This is a genomic window from Pseudomonas sp. zfem001 (assembly GCF_032621725.1).
In the GTDB taxonomy this organism is placed as follows: Bacteria; Pseudomonadota; Gammaproteobacteria; order Pseudomonadales; family Pseudomonadaceae; genus Aquipseudomonas; species Aquipseudomonas sediminis.
Map to the genome: position 1 here is coordinate 484,367 of NZ_JAVYJI010000002.1, position 18,702 is coordinate 503,068.

The 18,702-nt window shown below is 57.4% G+C and carries 23 protein-coding genes; 8 read left to right on the forward strand and 15 right to left on the reverse strand.

Annotation, left to right across the window (positions count from 1 at the left end; genetic code table 11):
- Window positions 1-9: 9 nt before the first annotated feature.
- From RTH74_RS10140 to RTH74_RS10155, 4 genes are all read right to left on the reverse strand, one after another.
- Entirely contained in the window at window positions 10-1,101 is a 1,092-nt protein-coding gene (locus RTH74_RS10140; protein WP_059392059.1) for a copper resistance protein B, read from the reverse strand.
- Window positions 1,091-1,405 (reverse strand): hypothetical protein, encoded by a 315-nt coding sequence (locus RTH74_RS10145; RefSeq protein WP_059392058.1) that lies wholly within the window; start codon window positions 1,403-1,405, stop codon window positions 1,091-1,093. Before RTH74_RS10145 ends, RTH74_RS10140 begins: the two co-directional genes overlap by 11 nt.
- A gap of 12 nt (window positions 1,406-1,417) precedes the next feature.
- Window positions 1,418-3,208 (reverse strand): copper resistance system multicopper oxidase, encoded by a 1,791-nt coding sequence (locus tag RTH74_RS10150; RefSeq protein ID WP_061239412.1) that lies wholly within the window; start codon window positions 3,206-3,208, stop codon window positions 1,418-1,420.
- A gap of 188 nt (window positions 3,209-3,396) precedes the next feature.
- Window positions 3,397-3,603, reverse strand: a complete 207-nt coding sequence (locus RTH74_RS10155; protein ID WP_003246751.1) for a co-regulatory protein PtrA N-terminal domain-containing protein — start codon at window positions 3,601-3,603, stop codon at window positions 3,397-3,399.
- 283 nt (window positions 3,604-3,886) lie between these two features.
- Between RTH74_RS10155 and RTH74_RS10160 the strand changes: the two genes are divergently transcribed.
- From RTH74_RS10160 to RTH74_RS10175, 4 genes are read left to right on the forward strand one after another with little or no spacing between them, the layout of a single operon-like run.
- Entirely contained in the window at window positions 3,887-4,147 is a 261-nt protein-coding gene (locus tag RTH74_RS10160; RefSeq protein ID WP_003246752.1) for a membrane protein, read from the forward strand.
- Between the two features lie 44 nt (window positions 4,148-4,191).
- Window positions 4,192-5,028: a DUF692 domain-containing protein gene (locus tag RTH74_RS10165; RefSeq protein WP_004374664.1), complete on the forward strand. Its 837-nt coding sequence runs from the start codon at window positions 4,192-4,194 to the stop codon at window positions 5,026-5,028.
- A complete protein-coding gene (locus RTH74_RS10170) occupies window positions 5,025-5,819 on the forward strand; it encodes a DNA-binding domain-containing protein (protein WP_061239410.1) in 795 nt (264 codons plus the stop codon). The genes RTH74_RS10165 and RTH74_RS10170 overlap by 4 nt, the downstream gene beginning before the upstream one ends.
- 50 nt (window positions 5,820-5,869) lie before the next feature.
- Window positions 5,870-6,184 (forward strand): hypothetical protein, encoded by a 315-nt coding sequence (locus RTH74_RS10175; RefSeq protein ID WP_316914576.1) that lies wholly within the window; start codon window positions 5,870-5,872, stop codon window positions 6,182-6,184.
- 19 nt (window positions 6,185-6,203) lie between these two features.
- On the opposite strand, the gene RTH74_RS10180 is transcribed toward RTH74_RS10175, so the two are convergent.
- From RTH74_RS10180 to RTH74_RS10215, 8 genes are all read right to left on the reverse strand, one after another.
- A complete protein-coding gene (locus RTH74_RS10180; protein ID WP_003246756.1) occupies window positions 6,204-6,404 on the reverse strand; it encodes a heavy-metal-associated domain-containing protein in 201 nt (66 codons plus the stop codon).
- Between the two features lie 97 nt (window positions 6,405-6,501).
- Window positions 6,502-7,929: a UvrD-helicase domain-containing protein gene (locus RTH74_RS10185; protein WP_033725463.1), complete on the reverse strand. Its 1,428-nt coding sequence runs from the start codon at window positions 7,927-7,929 to the stop codon at window positions 6,502-6,504.
- Complete coding sequence (locus RTH74_RS10190; protein ID WP_013715609.1) at window positions 7,919-9,646, reverse strand: ATP-dependent nuclease; 1,728 nt, start codon at window positions 9,644-9,646, stop codon at window positions 7,919-7,921. Before RTH74_RS10190 ends, RTH74_RS10185 begins: the two co-directional genes overlap by 11 nt.
- A gap of 173 nt (window positions 9,647-9,819) precedes the next feature.
- Entirely contained in the window at window positions 9,820-12,183 is a 2,364-nt protein-coding gene (locus tag RTH74_RS10195; RefSeq protein WP_197432172.1) for a heavy metal translocating P-type ATPase, read from the reverse strand.
- A 5-nt stretch (window positions 12,184-12,188) separates the two neighbouring features.
- Complete coding sequence (locus RTH74_RS10200; protein WP_003246761.1) at window positions 12,189-12,437, reverse strand: DUF2933 domain-containing protein; 249 nt, start codon at window positions 12,435-12,437, stop codon at window positions 12,189-12,191.
- 79 nt (window positions 12,438-12,516) lie between these two features.
- A complete protein-coding gene (locus RTH74_RS10205) occupies window positions 12,517-13,050 on the reverse strand; it encodes a cupredoxin domain-containing protein (protein WP_003246762.1) in 534 nt (177 codons plus the stop codon).
- Window positions 13,051-13,197: 147 nt separating this feature from the next.
- A complete protein-coding gene (locus tag RTH74_RS10210; protein WP_043242880.1) occupies window positions 13,198-13,755 on the reverse strand; it encodes a cupredoxin domain-containing protein in 558 nt (185 codons plus the stop codon).
- A gap of 166 nt (window positions 13,756-13,921) precedes the next feature.
- Complete coding sequence (locus RTH74_RS10215) at window positions 13,922-14,281, reverse strand: co-regulatory protein PtrA N-terminal domain-containing protein (RefSeq protein WP_316914577.1); 360 nt, start codon at window positions 14,279-14,281, stop codon at window positions 13,922-13,924.
- A gap of 206 nt (window positions 14,282-14,487) precedes the next feature.
- Between RTH74_RS10215 and RTH74_RS10220 the strand changes: the two genes are divergently transcribed.
- Window positions 14,488-15,165: a heavy metal response regulator transcription factor gene (locus RTH74_RS10220; protein WP_004374688.1), complete on the forward strand. Its 678-nt coding sequence runs from the start codon at window positions 14,488-14,490 to the stop codon at window positions 15,163-15,165.
- A gap of 2 nt (window positions 15,166-15,167) precedes the next feature.
- Entirely contained in the window at window positions 15,168-16,544 is a 1,377-nt protein-coding gene (locus RTH74_RS10225; protein WP_316914578.1) for a heavy metal sensor histidine kinase, read from the forward strand.
- A 59-nt stretch (window positions 16,545-16,603) separates the two neighbouring features.
- Here the strand turns inward: RTH74_RS10225 and RTH74_RS10230 are convergent, their stop codons facing one another.
- On the reverse strand, window positions 16,604-17,200 hold the full coding sequence (locus RTH74_RS10230; protein WP_080558749.1) for a DUF6088 family protein: 597 nt from the start codon (window positions 17,198-17,200) through the stop codon (window positions 16,604-16,606).
- A 58-nt stretch (window positions 17,201-17,258) separates the two neighbouring features.
- A complete protein-coding gene (locus tag RTH74_RS10235) occupies window positions 17,259-17,696 on the reverse strand; it encodes a hypothetical protein (protein ID WP_174237170.1) in 438 nt (145 codons plus the stop codon).
- A gap of 82 nt (window positions 17,697-17,778) precedes the next feature.
- On the opposite strand from RTH74_RS10235, the gene RTH74_RS10240 reads away from it, so the two are divergent.
- Both RTH74_RS10240 and RTH74_RS10245 read left to right on the forward strand, forming a co-directional pair.
- Complete coding sequence (locus tag RTH74_RS10240) at window positions 17,779-18,069, forward strand: helix-turn-helix domain-containing protein (protein WP_013715607.1); 291 nt, start codon at window positions 17,779-17,781, stop codon at window positions 18,067-18,069.
- Window positions 18,070-18,079: 10 nt separating this feature from the next.
- Window positions 18,080-18,313 (forward strand): AbrB/MazE/SpoVT family DNA-binding domain-containing protein, encoded by a 234-nt coding sequence (locus RTH74_RS10245; protein ID WP_195882345.1) that lies wholly within the window; start codon window positions 18,080-18,082, stop codon window positions 18,311-18,313.
- Between the two features lie 136 nt (window positions 18,314-18,449).
- Here the strand turns inward: RTH74_RS10245 and RTH74_RS10250 are convergent, their stop codons facing one another.
- Window positions 18,450-18,692, reverse strand: a complete 243-nt coding sequence (locus tag RTH74_RS10250) for a BPSL0761 family protein (RefSeq protein WP_041769455.1) — start codon at window positions 18,690-18,692, stop codon at window positions 18,450-18,452.
- Window positions 18,693-18,702 lie beyond the last annotated feature (10 nt).

Consider the following 18,702-nt stretch of genomic DNA (forward strand, 5'->3'; position numbering starts at 1 on the left):
GTCAGGTTCTCAAAACCACATCCGGATACCGGCTACAAAACGCGCCTCGTCTACATCACCGCCCTCGTCGCGGACCATGTCTGCCGTGTTGCCATAGGAGCGGCTCCAGGAGACCCCGACATAGGGGGCAAACTGCCTGACAATCTCGTAACGCAGACGCAAACCGAGCTCAGTATTGGCCAACCCCGATCCGACACCACGCTCAGGATCGTTCTTGCCGTAGAAGTTCATTTCGGCAGTTGGCTGGAGTATCAGTCGGTTGGTCAGCAGAATGTCGTACTCGCCCTCCAGTCGGGCAGCGGTCTGGCCATTCTCACCTACGAAGGCGGTGGCTTCGGCCTCGAAGGCGTAAAGCGCCATGCCCTGAACGCCGAAGGCGGCCCAAGTCTGCGGCGACTCGGGTTTGAAGTCCTGGCGAACGCCCGCGACGACGTCCCACCAAGGGCCGATCGAGCGGCCGTACAGCAACTGCAACTCCGCATCCTCAGTCACGCCGTTGGTACGCTCGCCTTCGGAGCGGAACCAGACCCGGTTGATGTCACCGCCTACCCAGCCCGACGCATCCCAGGCCAGGGTGCTGCCCTCATCTGCATCCTGGTATTCGAGCTGATCGAGCAGGAAAAAGCTGTTGATGGCGCTGTCGTGCACCTTATGGCCAGGTAGAGGCGGGAAAGCCGCTTGGCGATCAGCATCCGTCAGAACGGGAATCGGCGTACGGCTGGTGGTTCTTGGGTCTTCAGTGGAGCCATGGTTCATCTTTGAATGATCCATGCCTTCCATCTGCCCTTGCATGGCGCCATGGTTCATCTTGCTGTGGTCCATGACTGGAGCCTTATCTTGGCTCTGGCTGTGGCCCATTTGGCTATGATCCATGCTGCCCGAAGCACCCTGTATGGCACCATGGTCCATCTTGCTGTGATCCATGCCCTCCATCGGCGCTTTGGTAGCGCCGTGGTTCATCTGGCTATGGTCCATCGACATGGCGCCGTGCCCCATTGCCGAATGATCCATTTCTTCCGCAGCCAAGGTAACGCCGCCGCTGAACGCACTCAGCGACACAGCCAGCGCCAAGAGAGATGGACGTGAAAACTTAGTGGTCATGGTTCGAACCTGCTTCGGCTTCGGTGCCGCCATGCTTATCCATCATGTTTTCGTGATTCATGCCGTCATGCTTCATGTCTCCGTGATCCATGGCGCCATGATCCATCTGCTGGCCAGTCGCCTTATCCTTCGACTGATCTGCGTGATTGCCACTGGCGGTCTTGGGCGCAGCCGACTCGGCAGCATGTTGTTCGTGCTCACTGTGCCCCTCACCTGCCAACGAAACCGGTGCGTGCAGGGCAGCCAATAAGCTAAACATGACTGCGCTGCCAGTCAGGGCATTTCGCTTCATAAAAGTGCTCATCAGAAATCTCCTTTACTCATCCACACGAACTTCACGGAACATGCCCATTTCCATGTGGAGCAGCAGGTGGCAGTGATAGGCCCATCGCCCCAACGCATCGGCAGTCACTCGATAGCTGCGCTTGGAACCTGGCGGCATGTCGATGGTGTGTTTTCGCACCAAGAAATTGCCGTTCGCATCCTCCAGGTCGCTCCACATGCCATGAAGATGGATCGGATGAGTCATCATGGTGTCGTTGACCAGCGTGATGCGAACACGCTCGCCGTACTTGAGGCGCAGAGGCTCGGCGTCAGAGAACTTGATGCCATCGAAGGACCAGGAGAATTTCTCCATGTGCCCGGTAAGGTGCAGCTCGATGGTGCGACTTGGTTCGCGACCATCCGGGTCGAGGAAGGTGCTGCGCAGGTCAGAGTACGTAAGGACGCGTCGGCCGTTGTCTCGCAAACCAATACCTGGGTCGTCCAACTTGTGCGTCGGTGTCATGGTCTGCATATCGACCAGCGGGTTGTTGGTCTCTGAGGCTGGGTGTGCCTGCATGGCACCTGCCATGCCTGCCATGCCTGCCATGCCCGAATGATCCATTCCAGCCATCTGGCTGTGATCCATGCCGGCCATGCCACCCTGCATGCTCCCATGATCCATGCCCGCCATACTGCCGTGGTCCATTCCGGCCATGCTGCCGTGATCCATACCCATGTCGCCCATGGCAATCAGCGGACGCGGGTCGGGGCTGGGTACCGGTGCACTCAATCCCTCCTGTACAGCAAGGGTGCCGCGCGCATAGCCAGTGCGATCCATGGATTGGGCAAACACGGTATAGGCCTGTTCGCTGTCTGGTTCGACGATCACGTCGTAGGTCTCGGCCACGGCGATACGGAACTCGTCGACGCTGACCGGTTTGACGTGCAGACCATCGGCCGCAACCACAGTCATCTTCAGGCCCGGGATGCGCACATCGAAATAGGTCATCGCCGAGGCGTTGATGAAGCGCAGGCGGATCTTTTCGCCCGGTTTGAATATGCCGGTCCAGTTGCCATCAGGTGCCTGGCCATTCATCAGGTAGGTGTAGGTGTAGCCACTGACGTCAGCGAGATCCGTCGGGCTCATCTTCATCTCGGCCCACATCTTGCGATCGGCTACCGCAGCGGACCACCCCATCTCGCTCACGTCATTGATGAAATCACCAACGGTGCGCTTGTGGTAGTTGTAGTAGTCCGACTGCTTTTTGAGCTTGGCCAGTACCCGCGCTGGATTTTCATCGGTCCAGTCGCTCAGCAGCACGACATAATCACGGTCGTAACTGAAGGGCTCGGGTTCCTTGGCGTCGATGACCAGCGCGCCGTATACGCCGACTTGCTCCTGGAGCCCCGAGTGGCTGTGATACCAGTAGGTGCCGTTCTGGTTGACCTTGAACTTGTACTCATACATGCCGTCGGGGGCGATGCCATGGAAGCTCAGGCCCGGAACGCCATCCATGTTCGCCGGCAGGATAATGCCGTGCCAGTGAATGGACGTGTCCTCCTTGAGGCGGTTGCGTACGCGCAACGTCACGGTCTCGCCCTCCCGCCAGCGCAGGATTGGGCCTGGCAGCGAGCCATTGATCGTCATGGCGGTACGCGCTGCGCCGGTGATGTTTACCGGAGTCTCTCCGATAAACAGGTCGAAATCGTTACCGCTCAGCACGTTCGGCTGACCTGGGCTGGTTACCGCCCAGACCGGCGTGCGCCACATGCCCATGCCGCCGAGAATACCGGCGGCGGCGAGGCCTTTGACGAAAGTACGTCTTGTGGTTTTGCTTTGCATGCCGTTATGTCCAATCCGTCAGATGAGCCGGTGATGTGCATCCGGTCTCGGGTTCATTGACTGCTCCAGTATTGGGAGATTTGATCTTCAAGCCTTGCGTGCTGCGCAAGCCCCCCCGACACCAAGCAGTATAAAACTGCCATATCTCAACCATCCGGGTGATTACATTTCTGTAAGGTTGAAGGGGCTCAGCAGTTGGCGTGTTCCGCCTGTTTGGCTTGGCTGCCGGCGACGGGAGCTCCATCCTTCTGCTGCTTGGCCAGCTGATACGCTTCCAGCGAGACCTGACGGGCCTGCTCCATGCGTGCAAACGTGCGATCGGCACCGCCTTCGGCCATCGCCAGAGTGGAAGCACTCAGGGCAGCAACTACAAACAGGGTTTTGATCGATTTCATTTCGTGAATCCTCGTAAGTTTAGAAGCCCCCGTAACTAGTGGGGGCGAGCCTTAAGCTCGCTGTTACGTTAACCACGAAGCCCTGTCAGCAACCTGATCTGAACATTACAGTTCTGTCAGGTTGCTATTTCTTTCTTGTAGGCCCTCCTGAAGGCTCGGTACTGTCTTCTTGCCCGAGAAGCCTTGCGGATTCCATGGGCCTGCTCGGCAGCAATGCCTGAGCTAACTCGCTCATTCGCACCGACGGATCGCGACCATCAAACAATCAAGAGAAATAGCCACTATGTCGAACAAATCCAACGTAGCTACCGGTGCCGCCCTGGCTCTGGTAGCCGCCAGCCTGTTCTCCACCCTGCCCGTCCAGGCGGCCCAGGACACCAAAGCAGCAGAAGTGAAATGCTTCGGGGTCAATGGTTGCAAAGGGCAGAACGACTGCATGACCGCGAAAAACGACTGCAAAGGCCAAGGCGAATGCAAAGGCCAGGGGTTCAAGTTGATGACCCAGGCCAAATGTGACGAAGCCGGTGGCAAAACCAGCGAATAAGGCGGTTCAGGGGAGTGCATGCCACTCCCCTGCTGGAGTCTCGAATGAGTAAGCGCAAAACTCTGGGTTTCGGTCTTGGCCTTCGCAACGAGTATTACCGGCAGATCCTGGAGGAACGGCCTGCGGTCGACTGGTTCGAGATCATTTCCGAGAATTACCTGGTGGAGGGCGGCAAGGCTCTCTACTTCCTTGATGCGATCGGCGAGCACTACCCCCTGGTGATGCACGGAGTATCTCTTTCGATTGGCGGCTCACATGCCTTGGACATAGACTACCTACGACAGCTCAAGCAGCTGGCGGATCGGGTGCAGCCTCAGTGGGTGTCTGATCACCTGTGCTGGAGTCGAGGCAACGCCCATCAACTTCACGATCTGCTACCGCTGCCGTTTACCCAGGAGAGCCTGCTGCATGTCGCGGCCCGGGTGCGCTTGGTGCAGGATGTTTTGGAACGTCCCATCGTGCTGGAGAACGTTTCCTCCTACGTGCAGTGGACAACATCCAGCATGAGCGAGTCTCAGTTCCTCTCGGAGCTCAGTTACCTGACCGGGTGCGAGCTGCTTCTCGACGTGAACAACGTCTACGTCAGTTCGCGCAACCAGGGTTTCGACCCTTGGCAGTTCATCATGGAATTGCCGCACGAGCGGATTCGGCAAATTCACCTGGCCGGGCACAGCGATTACGGGCAGTACCTCATCGACACCCATGACCAGCCCATCGCTGATCCGGTTTGGTCTCTCTACAGCAAGACTTTGAGCTACTTGGGCCCGACATCGACCTTGATCGAGCGGGATGACCAGTTTCCGCCGCTGGAAGAGCTGTTGTCCGAATTAGCACATGCCCGTGCTATCGCCAAATCTGTGATATCGGGGGCCACCCCTTGAGCCTGATCGCCCTACAGACTGCATTTGAAACTTACCTGACAGGTGACAGTGGCCTGCCCTCCAACGAGCTTTTGGAGCAGATCCGAGGTAGCACAGCGCTGAGTGCTCTCGAAGGCCTGCAGATCTACCACAACGCTTACCGTTCGCGCCTGCTTGCGGTCTTGCGAGAAGACTTCCCTGCCCTGCTTCACTGGATCGGCAACGAATCATTCGAGCAGCTCGCACTGGCCTACTTGGCCGCCTGGCCACCACGACATTTCAGCATTCGCTGGCTGGGCGAGAAGCTGCCCGAGTTCATTAGCAGCTACGTCGAAGAACCCCAACTATCGCCGATGCGCGAACTCGCGGAACTGGAATGGGCCTTTACACTGGCCTTCGACGCTCAGGATGTCGAAGCGCTTTCGCTGGAGACCATGAGTGATTTTTCGGCTGAAGACTGGATTTCACTCAGGGTTTCCCTGACTGCATCTGCCCGGTGGTTGCAGCTGCAGTACAACACGCTGGAGTTGTGGAAAGCCGCCAAGTCCGGCAGCTTGCTGCCTGATGTTACCCGCCTGCCAACGAACCTAGCCTGTCTTGTTTGGCGTCATGAACTCGTCTGCCAGTACCGGAGCCTGGAGCCAGCGGAGGCTTCGGCATTGCAGTTTCTCATCGAGGGCGGATCGTTCGCTGAACTCTGCGAGTCGTTGAGCGCCACGCATGGCGAGCAAGCTCCCTTGCAAGCCGCGACCTGGTTGAAGTTGTGGGTCAACGACGGTTTGCTAAAGCGCGGCCAGCTATTACACGAATGACCCGGAACCTTTAGGCTAGCGCTCTCTCTTTGGCCACTCCGAGCGCTTCTATGACTCACCGCATCATTCATTTCAAACAGCAAGCCTTGCTTGACCCGGAGACCTATCAGGCAATGCTGGCCGACGGCGTTGGTCACTGGAAGCGGCTTGCAGGAGAAGTCGTCGGCATAGAAGACGAAAAAAGCCACGAGTTCGCTGCATTGAAAAGCCTGTTCAAGCGCAAGCGGTACTCCTATGACACGCTGGAAATGCGCGAGCCAGGCGATCACTCAAACTGGCTTCGCGGCCGAGATGGTTCAGAAGGTATGACCAACGAGGTCACCAGTATCCCAGGGCTAAAAGAGCTCTCAGAACTGGAGATTTAGTGGGATAGCAGGTCAGCGCTCAAGCGCTGACCTGGGCCGAATAGCCAAGCTCCTGGATGAGTTCGCGGATCGATTCGGCACTTTCTGTGCTCTCAACGGTGACCTTGCCGGCCGCTCGATCCACTTCTACTCGTGCATCCTGATCCAGAGCTTGAATGGCCTTCGTGATTTTGCTCACGCAACTGCCACAGCCCATCCCCGCAACACTCAGACTAAACATGTCTTTCACCTCATTTCGTCCGCGGCTCAAGTTACCGCACGGACAGCATCGACCTTGACACGATGGCAAGGTCAAGCCCGTAAGCGCTACAAAAGGATCAGCCGTTTACCACGGGCGTAAGGATGGGGGTTGGTGAACACACCACGACATGCCTTGCGCCCCTCGTCAGTGCGACGTATAGATTCTGGGGGGTCATAAGCTCAGGATGCAGGACAACCGAGACATCCGCCTCCAGCCCCTTGAGAAGTAATGTGCTGCCTACAGAGCGTCTTGCGATCGGTCGGGCAAGGTGTCTATTGCGCTCTCGCGCTTGAATGGCTGCACTCAGAAAGTCGGCAGCACCTCCCACCACCGCTTGCATTGCAGACCGGCAGCAGTACAGAACCTCCGGTCGGTATACACGTGCCCCGTGCTGCTCAGCGAGCGTATCGATCACACGGAGCGCTTGCCCCAATGTTGGCGCTGCTACGAAATCGATCGCCGCAGCCTCGGCCGCGGTCGGAGGCGTTCGGGCCCTTCCTGCACGCAGCGACTCCACGCGCGTTCGCAGGTTTGCTGCACCTACCCCCGTCATTACGCTGGAAGCAAACTCCACAAGTTGTGCCAGAGCATTGGCACCCTGCAAGTCAAAGTTCCTGGCGAAGTTGACGAGATCTCTCAGGTCGACGGCTTCTACGGCCATGGCACCGGGTGTCTGGCTCGTGAGCTGATGGCGACCTTGCACGTTGATGGAGTCCCCGATGATGAGGACGCTACCCTGAGCGTTGGGAGCTTCGGTTCTCGCGGCCACCAGTCGCTGCTGAACTTCGGTTCCGGCGTTTAGCTGCACCCAACGCACTTCTGCTGGAGCCGTGCGCAGATCCACCGGCTGACCAGCTTGAAGTTGTTGCCTTATGGCGAGCAGCCACTGCCCGAGGTTCTCAGCTCCAGCCAGCCGCCAGCGCCACGGTATCCTCAACTCTCCCGCTGCGGGAAACAGGGGTTGCACCTCATTCGCCCAATGCACCAGTCGATTGCCACGGAAGCTGAATATGGCTTGCATCGGGTCACCGAGCACGCAGGTCGGAAGCACCTGGGCCAAACCAGACACGATGGCGTGCTGGACGACGTTGCAGTCTTGGTACTCGTCGACAAGCAACCGTGCATAGGTGGCGCGAAGGGGCTGAGCGAGGTGACCGGCCTGCAACAACTGCATGGCGGCCTCCCGAATTGCCGGGTAGTCAGTATTGGGTTGATGCAGCTGTAGGATCTGCGGGTTATGGCCGCTTCGCGCTGGGAACTTAGCGATCAGGCGCATCGAGAATCCGTCAATGGTGGAGACTCGATATGCGGAGTTAGGAACACCGGCTCGTCTCAGGCGCGCCCGTAAGGCCGCAACGCCGGCGTTCGTATGTGTCAAGACGAGGATGGGTTTGCTCTGCGTATGCGCGATGAGCGTCTCGGCAATCAATTGCGTTTTTCCACAACCTGCGGGGGCCGTTATGGAGCCACGCTCGATAGCGAAAAGATCAATCTCAGGGGGCACTTGTAAACGTCCAGAGCTGATTCGTGACTGCCATGAAGCCCGGTTCGGCGTTCTGTAAAGACGGACCGACGATGTCCCTTGCAACCTCCTGATAGGTTGTCAGCGACTTGAACCAGCCGCTGTTGCGGATACGGGATGCGGTTCCCAGCAGCTCTCGTCTCTCAGGTGAGTACCCATCCACGAGTCGCTTGGCTCGGATATCGTTCAGCGTCACGCGGCCTTGGGACTTCGTCTGAATGTGTGCGTTCATCAGCTCTGCACCCACTATTGTTTCGGCTTTCGCCAGAAGTGCATCGAGTGCTTGCTCACTGAGATGGCGGAAGATCTCGTCCTCCAACGTGAGGCCTGGTCGCCATGTAAGAATTTGCCCGCCGGCGGCCAAGAATGCTTCAGCGAGCCCCGCGGTCGAAGGCTTGTCGGCATCTACAAAAACCATCACGCGGTAACCCAAGTTCAGAAGTGCTGTTCCCCGGATAAGACTGTTATCGGGGCTTCCCCCGCCGGCGTCCACATACGCGCCGCCATGGGCCAGGAATGAGGTAGCGCCAAGACTGACCCACCATTGGTCAAGGCCACGCGCGAAGCCAACCTCGCTGGCCCCCTCGCAAACGATGATGGATTTGGCGAGGAATGCTTCGGGGTCCTTCCGAAGGGTACTTTGTACCTCGTTGGCTTCCCCAGCTGGCATAACACTGTGGCGCTGAGGTGCTGACCGAACAACGAATAACTGGCTGCCGGACAGCTCGCGCAGCGCGACCGGCGAGTGCGTCGTCATGAACACTTGCAACGGAGCGGCAGCGTCCTTTGCACCCAGCGAGTCCAGGAATCGCATGAGCCGATGAGGTTCAAGCCCGTATTCCACCTCATCAACCAGGGCAATTGGCGCGGCGCTGGCCGCAGCCCTTTGAAGCCCTGCCACTAGCAAGCGTGACGAGCCCGTGCCAAGGGAGCGCAGCGGAATACCTGTTTCACTGTGCAGCGCGATCGCCCCCTCGCCAATCGACACAGAATGTGCGTCAAGGAGCGCCTGAGGCATAGCCCCGACCGAAACGCCAAGATGCTGTGCTGTGCGTTGCACGACCTCAAGCGTCTGGGTCAGATGTTCGGCTGCTTGATTGCCAAAGTTCGCTCTTGCTTGCCTAGCGGCGCGCGCCAGTTCAGCACCAAGCTCGGCGCGCTCATCGGTAAGTCGATTGAGCACTGAGCCACGACTCCACGACAAGTTCGAACTCGCAAAGCTGCCGATACGGGCGGGTGCTAGTGCCGCTCGTTCCTTCCAGGGAAGAGTGCGTTCGAGTTGCTGCTGCTCCGCACGCTCAGAAAAAAGTGTCCAGGTAGGTTCCAAATCGGCACCAACTTGCAGGAGCAAGGTGATAACGGTCTCCAGCCCCGCTCGCGGTTCGTCTTCGACTTCTCCCGTTCCTGGATTGAATCCACGCAAGAACTCGCCGTAAACATCGATATCCATCAGCGATACCGGCAAATCGCCAAGCGTCACACTGATGGTGATGGGTGTTTCGACGTTCAGAGCGAAGAAGTCCATGTCGCCGAACGTGCCGCCCCGGCGGGCACCGACGCAAAGGTCAATCGCATCTAGAATGCTGGACTTTCCACTATCGCCAGGACCTATGAGGCAGTTAATTCCTGGGGCCGGCACCCAGTCGAGCGCCTGGATAGATCGGAAGTTGCTGATAATCAGTCTGCGAATGCGGGCCACGGAGAGTCCTCATGGGTTAACGACGACCAGTCTCCTACCCGCAGCGGCAACAGTCCATCGAACGTCACCTCGTCACTATGTGTTGCGACAGATAGGTCGGACCGGAAACTACCGTACGGCATTTTCCGGTCAGATGCGCTTCTGAATAATCACCTGGTCGGTGGTATGGAAGCCTATCCGATGTCCGTTGATTTCAACCTCAGAGCATTGAAGACCACCGACGCCGAGCTGACACTCATCGCCAGCGCAGCAATCAAGGGCGACAGAAGATGCCCCGTCAGCGGGTACAGCAGCCCCGCTGCTAGCGGGATTCCCATCGCGTTGTAGAGGAACGCAAAGGCGAGGTTCTGCCTCATGTTTTTCACGGTTGCCACTGACAGGGTGCGCGCTCGCAGGATGCCCATCAGATCTCCCTTGACCAGCGTCACTTGGGCGCTGTTCATCGCCACATCGGTACCGGTGCCCATGGCGATACCTACGTCAGACCTGGCCAGGGCGGGCGCATCGTTGATGCCGTCACCCGCCATGGCGACACGACGGCCATAGCCCTGCAAATCGGCGACCAGTTTCTCCTTATCCTGCGGTTTGACCTCACCATGCACTTCCTCGATTCCGAGCTGCTTCGCCACGGCTCTTGCTGTGGTGAGGCCATCACCAGTGGCCATGATGACCTTTACGTCTTCGCTTTGAAGCTTGGAGACAGCCTGTTGAGAAGTAGGCTTGATCGGATCGGAAACGGCCAGGAGTCCCGCCAGGCGACCATCAACGGCCAAATAGATGATGCTGATGCCTTCCAGACGCAGTTGCTCGGCGCGATTGCGCAGCGGGGTAATATCGACGCCCGCCTCGTCCATCAGTGCGGTGTTGCCGAGCTGCAGCTGATGGTCATCGACCTGGCCGCGCACACCAATACCCGAGCCAGATTCGAAAGTGTCCGGTTTGACCAGTGCAATGCCCTGACCGCGCGCATGATCGACGATGGCATGAGCCAGCGGGTGCTCACTACCCTGGTCGAGACTAGCAGCCAGGCGCAGCACTTCATTGGAGTCGTAACCGCCTGTCCCTTCCGCACTATGAAATACGGGACGCCCCTCAGTCAGGGTTCCAGTCTTGTCGACGATGAGCATGTCGATCTTGCATAGATTTTCGATGGCGCTGGCATCGCGGAACAACACACCGCTGCTAGCGGCCTTGCCAGTCGCAACCATGACGGACATCGGGGTTGCCAGACCCAGAGCGCAGGGACACGCAATGATTAGCACCGCCACCGCATTGATCAGGCCAAATACCCAGCCTGATTCCGGCCCTAATAGCCCCCAGCCGAAGAAGGTCAGAATCGCGATCAGGATCACCCCGACCACGAAATACCCTGCCACCGCATCAGCCATACGCTGCATGGGGGCCTTGGAACGTTGGGCTCTGGCCACCATCTGAACGATCTGCGACAGCATGGTCTCGGCACCGACCTTCTGCGCCTCCATCACCAGGCTGCCGTGGGTGTTCAGGGTGGCACCGATAAGGGCATCCCCTACCCGCTTGGTCACGGGTAACGGTTCTCCGGTAAGCATCGACTCGTCGACGGCGCTCTCCCCCTCTAGAACCGTACCGTCCACCGGGACTTTCTCTCCCGGCCGGACACGTAGGTGGTCGCCCTGATGGACATGTGTCAGCGGAATATCTTCTTCCTGGCCATCGGGCTTGATGCGACGCGCAGTCTTTGGTGCCAGCCTCAGCAGTGACTTGATGGCTGCCGAAGTCTGCGAGCGGGCCTTGAGTTCGAGCATTTGGCCCAACAGCGTGAGTGAGATAATCACCGCGGCTGCTTCAAAATAGACGCCGATACGTCCGTCCTGGGCAAAAGCCGCCGGAAACCACTGCGGAACCAAGGTAGCGGCCACGCTGTAGAGGTAGGCAGCGGCCGTTCCCAAACCGATCAGGGTCCACATGTTGGGGCTGCGGTGGCGGATGGAGTCAATGCCGCGGGTGAAGAATACCCAGCCACCCCATAGCGTCACGGGCGTCGCCAGAGCCAGCTCGACCCAGTTCTGGGTCGTGCCATGAAACAGTTGCAAGGAATGGCCGGCCATCGCCAATACGGTCACGATGACGGTCAACGGTAGGGTCCACCAGAACCGCAGCGAGAAGTCCTTCAGCTCTGGATTTTCCTCCTCTTCCAGCTCCGGGATGACAGGTTCCAGCGTCATCCCGCAGATCGGGCAGTTTCCGGGAGCCGGTTGACGGATTTCTGGATGCATCGGGCAGGTGTATTCAGCACCTACAGGTGTCGATGTGTGTGCTGGAGTCGCGTGCTGGTGATGCTCCCCATGAGACTGATGGCTCATGTACTGATGAGGATCTGCTTGGAATTTCTCTAGGCACTTCGCACTGCAGAAATGATAGGCCTTCCCTTCAAAGCTCTCGCGATAAGGGCCATCAGGTTTGACCTCCATGCCACACACCGGGTCGCGCTGGCTCTCGGAGTGGGCGTGCGAGTTATGTGAATGATCCTGGTCATGATGGCAGGAGGTCTTTTGCATGCGATCTATGTCCTTTCTTCGTCCTTGGAAACAGCGGTGCTGCTGGAGTGGGAGTGCCCGCCGTGATTGTGGCCAAACAGATGCATCAGCGGGCATAGCAGCAGGATGAGGTACGGCAGGGCCTGCGAAAGATGACCGTAATGCTCACGCGCTACATAGAAGATGCCTATTACGGCCAGCATGATCAGCGCAATGCCAATCTTGCTCTTCCAAAAAGGCGGCTCAGTGGTACTGGTGTGATGGGTATGGTCCACGACAATAGCCTCGTTTCAATGGCGGCCGGATCAGAATAGGTGTCTCAGACTGGACGGAGTTGGCGAGTATCAATAAACGTCAGCGTACGGTCACCTTACCGACCATTCCCGACTGATAATGTCCTGGAATATTGCAGGCGAACTCCAGTTCGGTGGCGGCGGAGAAGGTCCAGATCAACTCTTCGCGTGCTCCAGGTTCGACAAGAACACTGTTGGGGTCATCGTGTTCCATACCGACCATCTTCATGCCGCCCATGGCATGGCCCATATTGCTCATGTCATGTGCACCTGTAGGGGACAGCGTGCCGTTCTGAAACATCGCGGCCATCTCTTTCTGGTGCGCGGCATGGGATGCCGCTTTGCCAAGATTGAATTCGTGTAGCAGTGCACCGTCATTTTTCAGGACGAAGCGAACTGTCTCGCCTGCTTTGATCTCCATTGCTTTGGGTTCGAAGAAGATGTCCCCCATCCGGACTTCGATGGTGCGATCTACTGCCTGACCGTCTCCCGGTTGCCCAATACTGTCTTTCTTGTGGCCCGGGCTGGCCAGCGCATTGGCAGCACTGAGCAGCAAGCCAAGGGTGGTGATTATGAAAGCGGGTCTGAGTTTCATGGTGTGCCTCTGAGGTGTTGAGGAGGGATGAGTCCCGATGCTAATGAGGTGCAGCTGGCGGTACGCTGACGTGAAAACTACATCGCAGTAAGGTTCGTCAGATCGGTGCTACCCAGCTCGCGGCCAACGGGTAGCACCGATGCCGGACTAACGCAGAGCAAACTCACCGACCATCCCCGCCTGGTAATGCCCAGGCAATGTACAGGCGAAGCTCAAACTGCCCGCCTTAGGGAAGGTCCACACGAACTCTTTGGTTGTGCCGGGCTCGACGAGAACCGCGTTCGGGTCGTCATGCTTGGCTTTGATGACTTCCGGATAGCCTGGAGGGTTGGAGTCTCCCGTGCCATAACGCTCATGCCAGACAATGCGCTCGGCCATGCCGGTCGGGGTCAGTGTGCCGTCCTTGAACAAGGACGCCATCTTGCGCTGGTGCTCCAGCTGGGACGCTGCCTGCCCGATGTTGAACTCGTGCATCAACGCGCCCTCGTTCTTCAGAACGAAGCGCACGGTTTCACCTGGCTTCACATCGATCGTTTTCTGGCTGTAGTTGATGTCGTCCATCTTTACCAAGATGGTACGAGTCGCTGGCGTCGCCTGGGCCTGCTGCCCAATGCCATTGCTACTGCCGCCGACCTCGGCAAATGCCGGAAAGGTGGTGCTGATGAACAGAGTGCTGATCAGCAGTTTAAGGGGTAAGCGTTTCATGGTGAGACCTCGAGATGGGTGCTGGAAATCTCATGCTATTCCCCGCTTGCTGCCAGGCCGCTGACCCCAAAACTACAATTGCGTCAGCTGGGAAAAAGCACGGCGCCATAAAGGCGCCGCTAGGCCAAAGGAGCAATCACGGAAGGCCTGGAAGATGGGAAAATCCTTATCGATGGCACTCTTTGTCGGCCATCATTAGCTTGTGCTCGCGGCTCATTTGAGCCAGCACGTCGTCTACCAGCTTGTCATGCTTTTCCATCCAGGCCAGATGCTCTTCGGCAGACATGTTTGGCGCGGGATGTTCGTTGTGCAGCTGGCTCATGATGTCTTCGAGCATGTTCATATGCTCCTTCATGTGCACATGCCGCTCGCCGGCCGGGGCCTTCTCCGCCTGGATCAGCACGGCTTCTGCTTTGTCGCGCATCTGCTGGATGCGCTCGAATACACGGTCGCTGCCCCCTTCGGCCCAAGCCATGGAAGACAGCAGTAGCGAACCAACCAGAAGCAAAGGTTTCAGCGATTTCATGGGCAGTCTCCATCAGTGCAAACTATGGCCGGCACCTCTGCTTTTGGTCTGTCGAGGGCCGAGAGCACAACCTAGTACTCATGCTTGCACCCTAGACAAGCCACCCTGTCAGTGAGCTGAAGTCAGAATTACATTTTCGTAAGCTTCTGGTTGGGGCCGCGGTTTGCCTGCAAACTCAGGCCACCCGACTTTTGGAGTCTGCACACATGAAACTACTGGTAGCTGAAGACGAACCCAAAACCGGTACGTACCTCCAGCAAGGTCTCACCGAGGCTGGGTTCAATGTCGACCGGGTTATGACCGGTACAGATGCCCTTCAGCATGCACTTAGCGAAGCCTATGACCTGCTAATTCTGGATGTAATGATGCCTGGGCTGGACGGTTGGGAAGTGCTGCGCATGTTGCGCGCAGCAGGAAAAGACGTCCCCGTACTGTTCTTGACGGCACGCGATGGTGTGGAAGACCGCGTAAAAGGGTTGGAGCTGGGTGCGGACGACTACCTGATCAAGCCATTTGCTTTCTCAGAGCTTCTGGCCAGGGTCAGAACGCTGTTGCGCAGAGGTAATGGTTCGCCGACGCAGACCACCATGAAAATTGCCGATCTGGAAGTCGATCTGATGAAGCGGCGTGCGATCCGTGGCGGGAAAAGAATTGACCTGACCGCGAAGGAGTTTTCACTGCTGGAACTGCTACTGCGCCGGCGCGGCGAGGTGCTCCCGAAGTCGCTGATTGCCTCTCAGGTTTGGGACATGAATTTCGACAGCGACACCAATGTCATTGAGGTTGCGGTACGCCGGCTACGCGCAAAAATCGATGACGATTTCGATCTCAAGCTGATTCATACCGCCCGCGGCATGGGATACATGATGGATGCTCCGGAGTGAATATGAAGCACCTTTCGCTGACCGCACGCATGAGCCTGATGTTCATGTCCGCGGTAATTGCAGTCCTGACGGTAGCAGGGCTGAGTTTCAATATGCTCAGCCAGCACCACTTCAAGATGCTGGATCGGCAGGCCCTGGTGGAGAAACTCGAATCCGCCAAACATATCCTCAACAATGCTCGCGGTGAAGCGAGCCTTTCGGAAGAATTACCGCAGTTGCGAGCTTTGCTGGGAGCCCATCAGGATCTGGCCGCCACTATCCTGGCCAGTGACGGTTCTGTACTGTTTTCCGACCCCAGAGCAGTCGAAGTACCTGAGCGTTTCAGACGTGAAAATGAGCAGAGCATGTGGGAGTGGCAGAACGGCCAACACATGTACCGCGGCATGACGGCGCAAATCTCGGTAGCCGATCAGGCTGAGCCGCTCACAGCTTTGCTGATTCTTGACGTCACCAATCACACACACTTTTTCGACACGCTGCAACGATGGTTCTGGATTGGATTGGTCATCAGTGCCCTGTTCAGTGCCGCGCTCGGCTGGGTGGTTGCTCGCAGCGGCCTTAGGCCTCTGCGGCAAGTCACTCATGTGGCCTCCGGGATGTCCGCTCGCTCGTTACAGGAACGAATCCCTCTCGAACCAGTGCCGCGGGAACTTCAGCAACTGGTTCTATCCTTCAATGCGATGTTGGCTCGGCTAGAGGATGCCTTCGTTAGGCTCTCCAATTTTTCGGCCGACATTGCCCACGAGCTACGCACGCCCGTTAGCAACCTGATGACCCACACCGAGGTCGTGCTGAGCAAGAAACGCGATATCAATGCCTATGAAGAGAATCTCTACTCCAACCTGGAGGACTTGAAGCGCATGTCTCGGATGATTGATGACATGCTGTTCCTGGCCAAGGCTGATAATGGCCTGATCATCCCCGAGCAGGCCAGGATCGAACTGGCTGACGTAGTCTTCAAGCTGTTTGACTACTACCACCTTCTGGCCGAAGAACATGGCATTGAACTATCGCTCACAGGCACAGGCCAAGTGCTGGGAGATCGGCTGATGCTTGATCGTGCACTCTCCAACTTGCTGTCCAATGCACTGCGCTACACGCCGGCGGGACATACAATTTCGGTTTTGATCCGCGAGACAGCGGGCTCCACAACCTTCAGCATTGAGAACCCAGGGGACACAATCAGCTCAGAGCATCTAGAGAAGCTCTTCGACCGCTTTTACCGGGTTGACCCCGCTCGGCGGGAGGGAAGCCCGAGCAATGCCGGGCTCGGTCTTGCCATCACCCGCTCCATAATCGAGGCTCACAAAGGCCGCATTTGGTGTACTTCAGCGGCTGGCCTCACGGGCTTTCACATTGAACTCCCCCATCCCAGCTGATGTCGGTCTGCCGGTAAGTAGACTACAGCAGACAGCTAGCCCAACTTGACAGAGCGAGCTCAGGTGCAATTCGACCGAGCGCAGATGGCTTTCGCCATCCAGGCAGGCAATGAGCGGTGAGCTGACACTAGAGCCCGCCATTCGCTCTCGGGTAGTAGTTTATGAAGCTTTGAAACGGCATCACCTACGCTTGCCTTGCCCAGCCAATCCAATGCTCGAATGGCATCCCCCGCTCCAGTAGCGCCAAGAGCCATCAGCCATCGAGGCGCATGCCGAATCGATACGGTGGTCTTGCCAACCTGAAGCACCCTAGAACGTCCGGTGGTTAGGAAGACATACCGAACAGGAACCTGTGTTGTCAGCCCCCATTTGTTGGAGACGCTAGCCCCAGTGGCGACTATCAGCTCACTCTGCACATTTGCCAATGAGCGGATGATCATCTCCGGTGCCAGTTTGCGCGCGCCGAACCGAGTTTCGACTGCAGCAATATAAAAGCCCCGAGCAACACGAAACAGCTTTCCACCTTCGACCAGGCGAGAGAGCCCTCGCTGCACAGCATGGCGAGGTCCCTGATGCACGAATCTGCCAGGTGTCAGAACTTCGCCTTCTGGAAGTTGTTGAATAATGTCTAGGATTTTCTCGGGAAGAGCCTTCATTGGCCGGCCAAATGCAGTGAGTGGCCCCTACCGAGAACCGAGAGAGCCTGCGCCCATCTTATGCGGGACAGATCATCGAACAATAGACCTGGCGCTTGGCTCCGTCCTGTGAGTACTGGCAGTCCCTGTGCGAGTAGGTCTGGCCTGATGCCGTTTTGAAGTCGTAGCCCAAGACTCGTTCGTCTGGATCATAGACCCTTACCAGCTCGGTCAGCCTCTCCATTGTCCAATCATTGGACCCATTTATCCTTGCGGGCAGCACAACCTGGACTGCCTCGACTAGCGTCCCCTCGGCGCGCTTTTCTAGCATGTGCTCCAGCTCTTCTTCAGTCGGAATCAGAAGCATCGTCCGCCATGAGGTGGTCTTCCGGCGGCGATTGATCACCACGTAAAACCAAGGGCGATGCTCCTCGAGCTCGACGAATCGCCACATTTGGAAGTCATCTCCAAACAACGGCGGATACGCGATTTCAGCGCGCTTGTACGTGAGAAACATCAGCACACCCCTTTTTAAGCTATATATAGCATAGCCCAAGAGACGCTAAAAAGGCTTCATCGTTCCTTTTGCGAGACAGCAAATGGAACTCAATGAAGCGCTTGGTCTGGTGATCAAGAATCTGAGAAATTTGAAGGATCTCCCCCAGGAAGGGCTGGGCCCCAGCCAGAGCTATATCAGTGCAATCGAGCGCGGCAAGTGGAAGCCATCGATTGAAAAGGTTGAGCAGATTGCCGAGGTTGTCGGCATTCATCCTTTGACGCTGCTGGTTCTGGCGTACCAACGGCAGACGCCTGGACTGAAGCCAGATGAGCTGCTGAAAAAGATCCAGCGAGAAATCATGAGTCTTCAGAGCAGCCTGTCACCTGAGTAGGTATGTGCAGATGAAATCGATGCAGGTGGTAATCGAAGACTGGGATGGTGACGGAGCTATTCGCATTCCCGACGAGGTGCTCCAAGAGCTGGGGGGCGACGTCGGGGACAGCCTTTACCTCATTGAAGAGTATGTCGGTACCGCCCGCTGTCTTGTGCTCAGTAAATCGCCACAGATCCCTGATAGGGTTGATGAGCTGGTGAGCACCTGGGAAGCCTCCGCTCCAAAGCCCTCTTCAAAATAATCTGGTTTCGCAATCCCCCTGCAGCTATTCTGTGTGTGCAGCCCAAGAGCTTCCTCTCCCGGGCGCTGTACCGGTGATGAAACTTGGTTCGAGGCGGCCCCTGAGGCCGCCTTTATCATTTCTGCGGGATGAGAACCTAGTCTGTAATTGAGGAGCTGAAAACTGGCCCCATTGCGCCCAGTGGCAAGGTCTCCGACTGCTCTTCTATTCGCCCCGCCAGGAACACATCGTCCTGCGTAGGGAAGTGCCGCAAAAGGAACTTGGCATCTCGCCGTACCTTTTCAGGCAGGCTGCTATCTCGGGACAGTTCAACGAGAAAATCTCGCGTCTTTATCACAGCGCGAGAGCGCTCATTCGGCATTGTCATTTCCGTCTCCATGAATACCAGG

Coding starts and splice junctions, on each gene's coding strand:
- RTH74_RS10140 (WP_059392059.1), bottom strand. CDS start 1,101: ATGACCACTAAGTTTTCACGTCCATCTCTCTTGGCGCTGGCTGTGTCG.
- RTH74_RS10145 (WP_059392058.1), bottom strand. CDS start 1,405: ATGAGCACTTTTATGAAGCGAAATGCCCTGACTGGCAGCGCAGTCATG.
- RTH74_RS10150 (WP_061239412.1), bottom strand. CDS start 3,208: ATGCAAAGCAAAACCACAAGACGTACTTTCGTCAAAGGCCTCGCCGCC.
- RTH74_RS10155 (WP_003246751.1), bottom strand. CDS start 3,603: ATGAAATCGATCAAAACCCTGTTTGTAGTTGCTGCCCTGAGTGCTTCC.
- RTH74_RS10160 (WP_003246752.1), top strand. CDS start 3,887: ATGTCGAACAAATCCAACGTAGCTACCGGTGCCGCCCTGGCTCTGGTA.
- RTH74_RS10165 (WP_004374664.1), top strand. CDS start 4,192: ATGAGTAAGCGCAAAACTCTGGGTTTCGGTCTTGGCCTTCGCAACGAG.
- RTH74_RS10175 (WP_316914576.1), top strand. CDS start 5,870: ATGACTCACCGCATCATTCATTTCAAACAGCAAGCCTTGCTTGACCCG.
- RTH74_RS10180 (WP_003246756.1), bottom strand. CDS start 6,404: ATGTTTAGTCTGAGTGTTGCGGGGATGGGCTGTGGCAGTTGCGTGAGC.
- RTH74_RS10195 (WP_197432172.1), bottom strand. CDS start 12,183: ATGCAAAAGACCTCCTGCCATCATGACCAGGATCATTCACATAACTCG.
- RTH74_RS10205 (WP_003246762.1), bottom strand. CDS start 13,050: ATGAAACTCAGACCCGCTTTCATAATCACCACCCTTGGCTTGCTGCTC.
- RTH74_RS10210 (WP_043242880.1), bottom strand. CDS start 13,755: ATGAAACGCTTACCCCTTAAACTGCTGATCAGCACTCTGTTCATCAGC.
- RTH74_RS10215 (WP_316914577.1), bottom strand. CDS start 14,281: ATGAAATCGCTGAAACCTTTGCTTCTGGTTGGTTCGCTACTGCTGTCT.
- RTH74_RS10220 (WP_004374688.1), top strand. CDS start 14,488: ATGAAACTACTGGTAGCTGAAGACGAACCCAAAACCGGTACGTACCTC.
- RTH74_RS10225 (WP_316914578.1), top strand. CDS start 15,168: ATGAAGCACCTTTCGCTGACCGCACGCATGAGCCTGATGTTCATGTCC.
- RTH74_RS10230 (WP_080558749.1), bottom strand. CDS start 17,200: ATGAAGGCTCTTCCCGAGAAAATCCTAGACATTATTCAACAACTTCCA.
- RTH74_RS10235 (WP_174237170.1), bottom strand. CDS start 17,696: ATGTTTCTCACGTACAAGCGCGCTGAAATCGCGTATCCGCCGTTGTTT.
- RTH74_RS10240 (WP_013715607.1), top strand. CDS start 17,779: ATGGAACTCAATGAAGCGCTTGGTCTGGTGATCAAGAATCTGAGAAAT.
- RTH74_RS10245 (WP_195882345.1), top strand. CDS start 18,080: ATGAAATCGATGCAGGTGGTAATCGAAGACTGGGATGGTGACGGAGCT.
- RTH74_RS10250 (WP_041769455.1), bottom strand. CDS start 18,692: ATGGAGACGGAAATGACAATGCCGAATGAGCGCTCTCGCGCTGTGATA.